At 32.8% G+C, this 6,091-nt stretch carries 6 protein-coding genes; 4 read left to right on the forward strand and 2 right to left on the reverse strand.

Translation table 11 applies throughout. From position 1 onward, the window contains the following. The 3 genes from ACQ0RB_RS15405 to ACQ0RB_RS15415 form a co-directional block, all read left to right on the forward strand. On the forward strand, positions 1–1,098 hold a 1,098-nt coding region (locus ACQ0RB_RS15405), incomplete at its 5' end, for a hypothetical protein (RefSeq protein WP_430499568.1). 12 nt (positions 1,099–1,110) lie between these two features. Continuing rightward, positions 1,111–1,788: a metal-dependent hydrolase gene (locus ACQ0RB_RS15410; RefSeq protein ID WP_129760235.1), complete on the forward strand. Its 678-nt coding sequence runs from the start codon at positions 1,111–1,113 to the stop codon at positions 1,786–1,788. Positions 1,789–1,985: 197 nt separating this feature from the next. Further along, a complete protein-coding gene (locus ACQ0RB_RS15415) occupies positions 1,986–3,284 on the forward strand; it encodes a Fic family protein (RefSeq protein WP_430499570.1) in 1,299 nt (432 codons plus the stop codon). 189 nt (positions 3,285–3,473) lie between these two features. Here the strand turns inward: ACQ0RB_RS15415 and ACQ0RB_RS15420 are convergent, their stop codons facing one another. Together ACQ0RB_RS15420 and ACQ0RB_RS15425 are read right to left on the reverse strand one after the other, a co-directional pair. After that, entirely contained in the window at positions 3,474–4,322 is an 849-nt protein-coding gene (locus ACQ0RB_RS15420; protein ID WP_131506927.1) for a universal stress protein, read from the reverse strand. 66 nt (positions 4,323–4,388) lie between these two features. Continuing rightward, positions 4,389–5,303: a sterol desaturase family protein gene (locus tag ACQ0RB_RS15425; protein WP_430499572.1), complete on the reverse strand. Its 915-nt coding sequence runs from the start codon at positions 5,301–5,303 to the stop codon at positions 4,389–4,391. 84 nt (positions 5,304–5,387) lie between these two features. Here ACQ0RB_RS15425 and ACQ0RB_RS15430 point away from each other — a divergent pair, with 84 nt between their 5' ends. Continuing rightward, positions 5,388–6,089 (forward strand): DUF2490 domain-containing protein, encoded by a 702-nt coding sequence (locus ACQ0RB_RS15430; RefSeq protein WP_430496684.1) that lies wholly within the window; start codon positions 5,388–5,390, stop codon positions 6,087–6,089. The last annotated feature ends 2 nt before the right edge of the window (positions 6,090–6,091 follow it).

Here is a 6,091-nt window from a genome sequence, read left to right on the forward strand (position 1 = left end):
GTAGAGAAGAAGCAGTTGTTGTTTTCAGGACAAAACAAGCGTCAAACCAGTTTTGCCATTTCACCAAACGGAAATTATTTTGCCATAACTACCGATAATATTAAAAAGAACAGCAACTCTTACACTATTAGAGTGTTTAATTCTAACAATTTAAGTTTGCTTTACGAAAAGGCGTACCAAGAACACGAAAAGCGTTTTTATGAGCACAACGATTTATCTATTGACGATAACGCAACAGTTTACGGACTAGGAAAATTGTTTATTAAAGGACGTTCGTTAAAACGAAAAGGAGATGCTAATTACGAGTTTGTACTTAACAAAGTCACACAGTCTGGTACAAATGATATTACAATTTCTTTAGGCGAAGATGAGCACATCCAGTCGCTTAATATTTCAATCATTCAAGATGAATTGCACTTGCTTGGGTTCTATTCTGAAAAAAATGTATTTAAGATTAAAGGTGGTTGCAATTTTGTAATTGATACCAATGCGCTTGCTGTAAAACGTAAACGGTCTTATGAGCTTCCAATTGAAGTGTATAAAGATTTGTATGGTGAAAACAGAGCAGACCGAAAAAAATCTAAAGGAAAAGAGATTTCTAACTTTTATGTAGATTATGTATTGCAAGATAACAATGGTAATACCTACATTTTAGCCGAAGAGTTTTATATTACACAAACCTATGTGTCAACAGGAACTACAGGAGGTTATTGGGTAACAACCTACCATTATGACGATATTTTAATTATGAAATTTGATGCTAAAGGAGAGTTAAGTTGGGGACGAAGCATATTTAAAAAAGCAACAGCACCTTCGTATAATGCCTTTTTAAAAGACGACCAATTGCACGTTATTTTAAATTCTGGTAAGCGACTTACCGAAAAGAATGATGGTAGAACCAAAGTATCAAAAGGCTTCCTAGAATCTACTGCGTTATTTGATTTTGTATATTCAGCTGATGGAAAAGTGTCTTACGACAAAATACAAGACAATAAAGGCAATACCTACTACACACCATACTTTGGTACCTTTGAAAACAACACCTTTATTATGGCTAGTGATGGTAGAAAGAAAAAACAATTTATGATTTTAAAATAAAACAGTAATCCTATGAAAATTACATTTTACGGTCATGCCGCTTTAGGCATTGAAGTTAACGACGTACATATTTTGGTAGACCCTTTTATTACTGCCAATGACAAGGCAAAACATATAGACATCAACAGTTTAAAAGCCGATTATATTTTGATTACGCATGCGCATCAAGATCATATTTTAGATGTCGAAGCCATTGCAAAACACACCAATGCAGTTATTGTATCTAATTTTGAAATTACCTCGTATTATGAAGCTCAAGGGTTTGAAGTACACCCAATGAATCATGGTGGTTCGTGGGATTTTGAATTTGGTATGGTAAAATACGTTAATGCTATTCATACCTCGTCGTTTCCTGATGGAAGCTATGGTGGACAACCAGGAGGTTTTGTGATTGAAGGCGAACACAAAAACATTTACATAGCAGGTGATACAGCCTTAACTATGGATATGAAGCTGATACCATTGCGTACTAAACTAGACTTAGCCATTTTACCAATAGGTGACAACTTTACCATGGGAATTGAAGATGCCATTACAGCGAGCGATTTTGTGCAATGCGATAAAGTATTGGGTTACCACTTTGATACCTTTGGATATATTGAAATTGACCATGAAGAAGCCAAACGTCAATTTTTTGACAAAAACAAAGACTTAATGCTGCTAGAAATAGGTGAGAGTATTGAGCTGTAGCTGTTAATAAAAATGTATAACTAACTATTTGTAATATAGTTTTTTACAGTAATTTGGTTGAACGAAAAAAAACTTGACTCAAGGTGTGGGTTGTTAAAGCAATCCATATCTTTTTAAAGTTGGCAATAATACAAGACAAAATTGGTAATTTCAACTTAATATGTTAATTTTGAATTCATAATTAACATATTTAAACAATGAAATTTGAAAATCCACCAAATGCGTTAATGAACGACGAATTAATCGACGATTATTTTGACAAGACATATTCGGATTTTTTAAAAGCATCTGATGATAGATATTTCTATTGGGATGAACTTAAACATAGAAAAAAAATACCTTATAACGACCCACTCAAAGCTTGGAGTTTAATAAAACTTCATAGAAGAGGTAATTATAAAAGACTGAAGTTTGGAAAAGAAGAATTCAATTATTGCTTGACTGAAAATATTCAAGAAAATCTTCACGAATTTGACTTAAAATTAATTGGAGGACTTTACAGAAATCCAATTACATCATTTCATAAAGCTGAATATCTAAAGAATTCAATCTTAGAAGAAGCAATCGCAAGTTCACAAATGGAAGGAGCGGCTACTACAACCAAAGTAGCTTTTGAAATGTTGAAATCAGGACGTAAGCCAAGAAATGAATCTGAACAGATGATTTTCAATAATTTAAGAAGTATAAAACTAATTACTGAAGAAATTGACAAACCACTTGATTTTACTCTAATTATTGAATTACATAAAACAATGACAGCTAGTACTAGTGCCGAATATTGTGCTGGCGATTTTAGAAAAAAACAGATTTTTGTTCAAGACCACGTAGATGGAGAAATTGCTCATACACCACCAGAGGCAAAGTATGTAGATAAGTATATGACTGATTTATGTGAATTTGCAAATTCAGATAAACCATTTATACATCCAATTATTAAGGCTTCGATTATTCATTTTTTAATTGGCTATATTCATCCATTTATGGATGGTAATGGAAGAACAGCTAGAGCTTTGTTTTATTGGTTTTTAGTAAAAAAAGAATACTCATTAATAAAAAATATTTCTATTTCAAGAGCAATCTTAAATTCTAGAATACAATATGACAAAGCTTTCCTAAAGACAGAAAATGATAATAATGACATTACTTATTTTATAAATTATTCCATAAAAAGCTTAAGAGTAGCATTTGAAAGTCTAATTAAATATCGAGACAAAAAGAAAAAAGATATTGAACAAGCTAATTTAGTTTCATATAAAATATTGGATAAAGGACTTAACAAAAGACAAGCCGATTTAGTTGGGTATTTATATACTAAGGAAAAAGGGAAAGTCAATATTGCTTCATACTCAAAAAAACACGAAGTAGTCAGACAGACAGCGAGAAAAGACCTTAATGAATTAGTGAATGCTGGACTTATAAATGAAGATAAAGACGGTAGAAATGTAGTTTTTCGAATTACTTCAAAAGAACAAGTAGATAAGTTTATAGGTGAATAAGTACTATTGCCAACAATGTATAAAAAACAATAGCGGTTTTAGTGCTAAAACAAAAGTAAGTAAATATAAAAAAGGTCTGTGTTTAACCGAAAAGTTAGTGTGTAAAATCCGCTAATATTCTTATACGAGACCGTTAAATATAGGTCAAAAAAAAAAATCTACTAGCAACTAGTAGATTTTTTTTGTGTTTTAAAACGACGCTTCATTAAAAATAATGAGAGGTACTTTAGCGTGGTGACTTATAGATTTACTCTGGCTTTTATTAAATAGCTTTTCAAAGAAATTGTGTTTTTTAGCAATGACACACATCATGTCTAATTGTCTACTTTCACTAAAAATACGAGTTCCTTTTGCTACTGAGACATCAGTTAATTGATAAAAATGAGTTGGTACTGGTTTTAAAAACGCAATAAGTTTCTCTTTACTAGATGCTTTTTCAGGTGTTAACGCTTTATCTTTTAAAATATGAACCACAGAAACTTGTGCTTCAAAATGTTCAGCTAGCGCTTTTAATAGGCTTAAGCCATTGGTGTAAGAATTTATAGAGTAGTCTACAGCAAAACCAATTTCGTTAATGTCATTAAATACAACGTTAGAAGGTACTGCAATTATTGGGCAAGTGAGTTTACCAATTAAACCAGCAGTGTTGCTACCCAAGGTTACTTCTTTTAAACCACTAGCACCTTTGGTTCCTAAAATTACTGCATCAATACTGTGTTCTTTTACTTTTGCCTTTACAGCACTTGTAAAATAGTCGTTAATTATAGAGGTTTTAAACGTGTGGTTTTCGTTTTTAGGTAAGGCATCTATCTGTTTTTTTAAGCGGTTTAGTTCAGAGATAGCTTCGTTTTTCATAGACTCCATAATTATAGAGTTGGCACGTTTAGAGGTAACTGCTGTTGATGGAGCAGCAACTTGTGGCTCGTACGAATGCATTAAGTAAAATGTACATTCAGCATCTTTAAGCAGCTCTAAAGCGTATGAAATCGCTTTCCATGAATTATCAGAAAAATCGGTAGGTAATAGTATATTCTTCATTTTTTTGCTTTGAAATAATTACACTATAAAATTAAAGGTTTTTTGGCAAACAGTATATGATAATTATCAGTAGTTTTTATCTGTTTTACCAGACTTTAACCATTCTTCTCTTAAATCGTCACTAAGTTTTCCTGTACCATCGTGTTTCCAACCTGGTGGCTTGGTAAGGTAATGCCAACGGTCTTTTAACGATTTTTTTCCTGAAAACGCATCTTTAAGCATATTGTACCATTCAACAAAAGCAATCTTTACAGGATTGTATGTGTTAATATTAGTCACCAAACCATAACGTACTTTTTCCTCGCTAAGTTCAGGTTGAAATGTACCAAATAGTTTATCCCAAATAATTAAGATGCCAGCATGATTTCGATCTAAATAAATAGGATTACTACCATGATGTACTCTGTGGTGCGAAGGTGTGTTCATAACAGCTTCAAACCACTTTGGCATTTTATGGATAGCTTCGGTATGAATCCAAAATTGGTATAGTAAGCTAATAGACATTTGCAGTAAAATCATAGCAGGATGAAAGCCCAAAAGCGGTAACCACAACCAAAAAATAAACGAGTAAAACCCACCAGACCACGTTTGTCTTAATGCTGTACTTAAATTGTAATGTTGCGACGAATGATGCACCACATGAGATGCCCAAAACAAACGACACTCATGCGAAATACGATGAAACCAGTAGTACGAGAAATCATCAGCAAAGAAAATTAAAATAAAACTCCACCAAGCCACAGGAATGGTAAAAAGCCTAAAGTTTTCATAAATCACTACAAAAGCTCCAAGCACAATAGCTTTACTAAAAAAGCCTAAAAACACATTGCCTAAACCCATAGCAATAGAGGCAAAGGCATCTTTAGGTTCGTAACCTTTGGTTTCTTTAAATTTTTCGCGTGTGGTAACATATAATTCCAGTGCCATTGATAAGATGAAAAAAGGAATGGCAAAGTGGATGATATTTGGAAATTCAGGCATTAAGTAAGATATTTGTGTTTCTAAATTTAATACTTTTTTTATTATCCTAAATCAGGATTAAAACAATCCAAAAATATAAATGCTATGACCAAAACAGCTCGTGTTTTATTATTATTTTCCATTATAACAGTATCATTTACGCAATCCACTAAAGCCCAAAACCCAGACCAAATGGGAGCGTGGTACATGTATTTTTTTGATACTCAATTTAAAGAGAGCAAATTTGGGTTGCAAGGTGATGTGCAGTACAGAAACTGGAACATCATGGGAGATTTAGAGCAGTTGCTTATACGTTCTGGTGTAACGTACAGGCCAAAAAATACGTCGGTAAAATTAACCTTAGGATATGCGCATATTACATCTGGAGCCTTAGGTGAAAGCGATGATACTTCGGTTGAAAGTAGAATTTACCAAGAAGCACTTTTACCACAAAAAATAGGAGGACGTGTGTACTTAACGCATCGTTTTAGATATGAGCAACGTTTTGTTGAAGACCAAGATTTTAGAACGCGTTATCGTTATAACCTGTTTATGAATATTCCGTTTAATAAGAAAACGTTCGAGAAAAATACCATTTATGCAGCGTTATACAACGAATTATTTATCAACGGACAACAAGATATAGGTGATGATAGAACGGTTGAGTTTTTTGATAGAAACCGTACGTATTTAGGATTGGGTTATGTGTTGAACTCAAAAATTAAGTTTCAATTGGGTTGGATGAACCAAAAAACCAATGCACAAGGAAAAGGGCAACTACAAGTGAGTATGCACCATAAATTTTAATA

The sequence above is a fragment of the Gaetbulibacter sp. PBL-D1 genome, from assembly GCF_050509525.1.
Classification (GTDB): domain Bacteria; phylum Bacteroidota; class Bacteroidia; order Flavobacteriales; family Flavobacteriaceae; genus Gaetbulibacter_B; species Gaetbulibacter_B jejuensis.

Bases quoted from the DNA above. Each gene is read 5' to 3' on its own strand.
- ACQ0RB_RS15410 (WP_129760235.1), top strand. From the start codon at position 1,111: ATGAAAATTACATTTTACGGTCATGCCGCTTTAGGCATTGAAGTTAAC.
- ACQ0RB_RS15425 (WP_430499572.1), bottom strand. From the start codon at position 5,303: ATGCCTGAATTTCCAAATATCATCCACTTTGCCATTCCTTTTTTCATC.
- ACQ0RB_RS15420 (WP_131506927.1), bottom strand. From the start codon at position 4,322: ATGAAGAATATACTATTACCTACCGATTTTTCTGATAATTCATGGAAA.
- ACQ0RB_RS15415 (WP_430499570.1), top strand. From the start codon at position 1,986: ATGAAATTTGAAAATCCACCAAATGCGTTAATGAACGACGAATTAATC.
- ACQ0RB_RS15430 (WP_430496684.1), top strand. From the start codon at position 5,388: ATGACCAAAACAGCTCGTGTTTTATTATTATTTTCCATTATAACAGTA.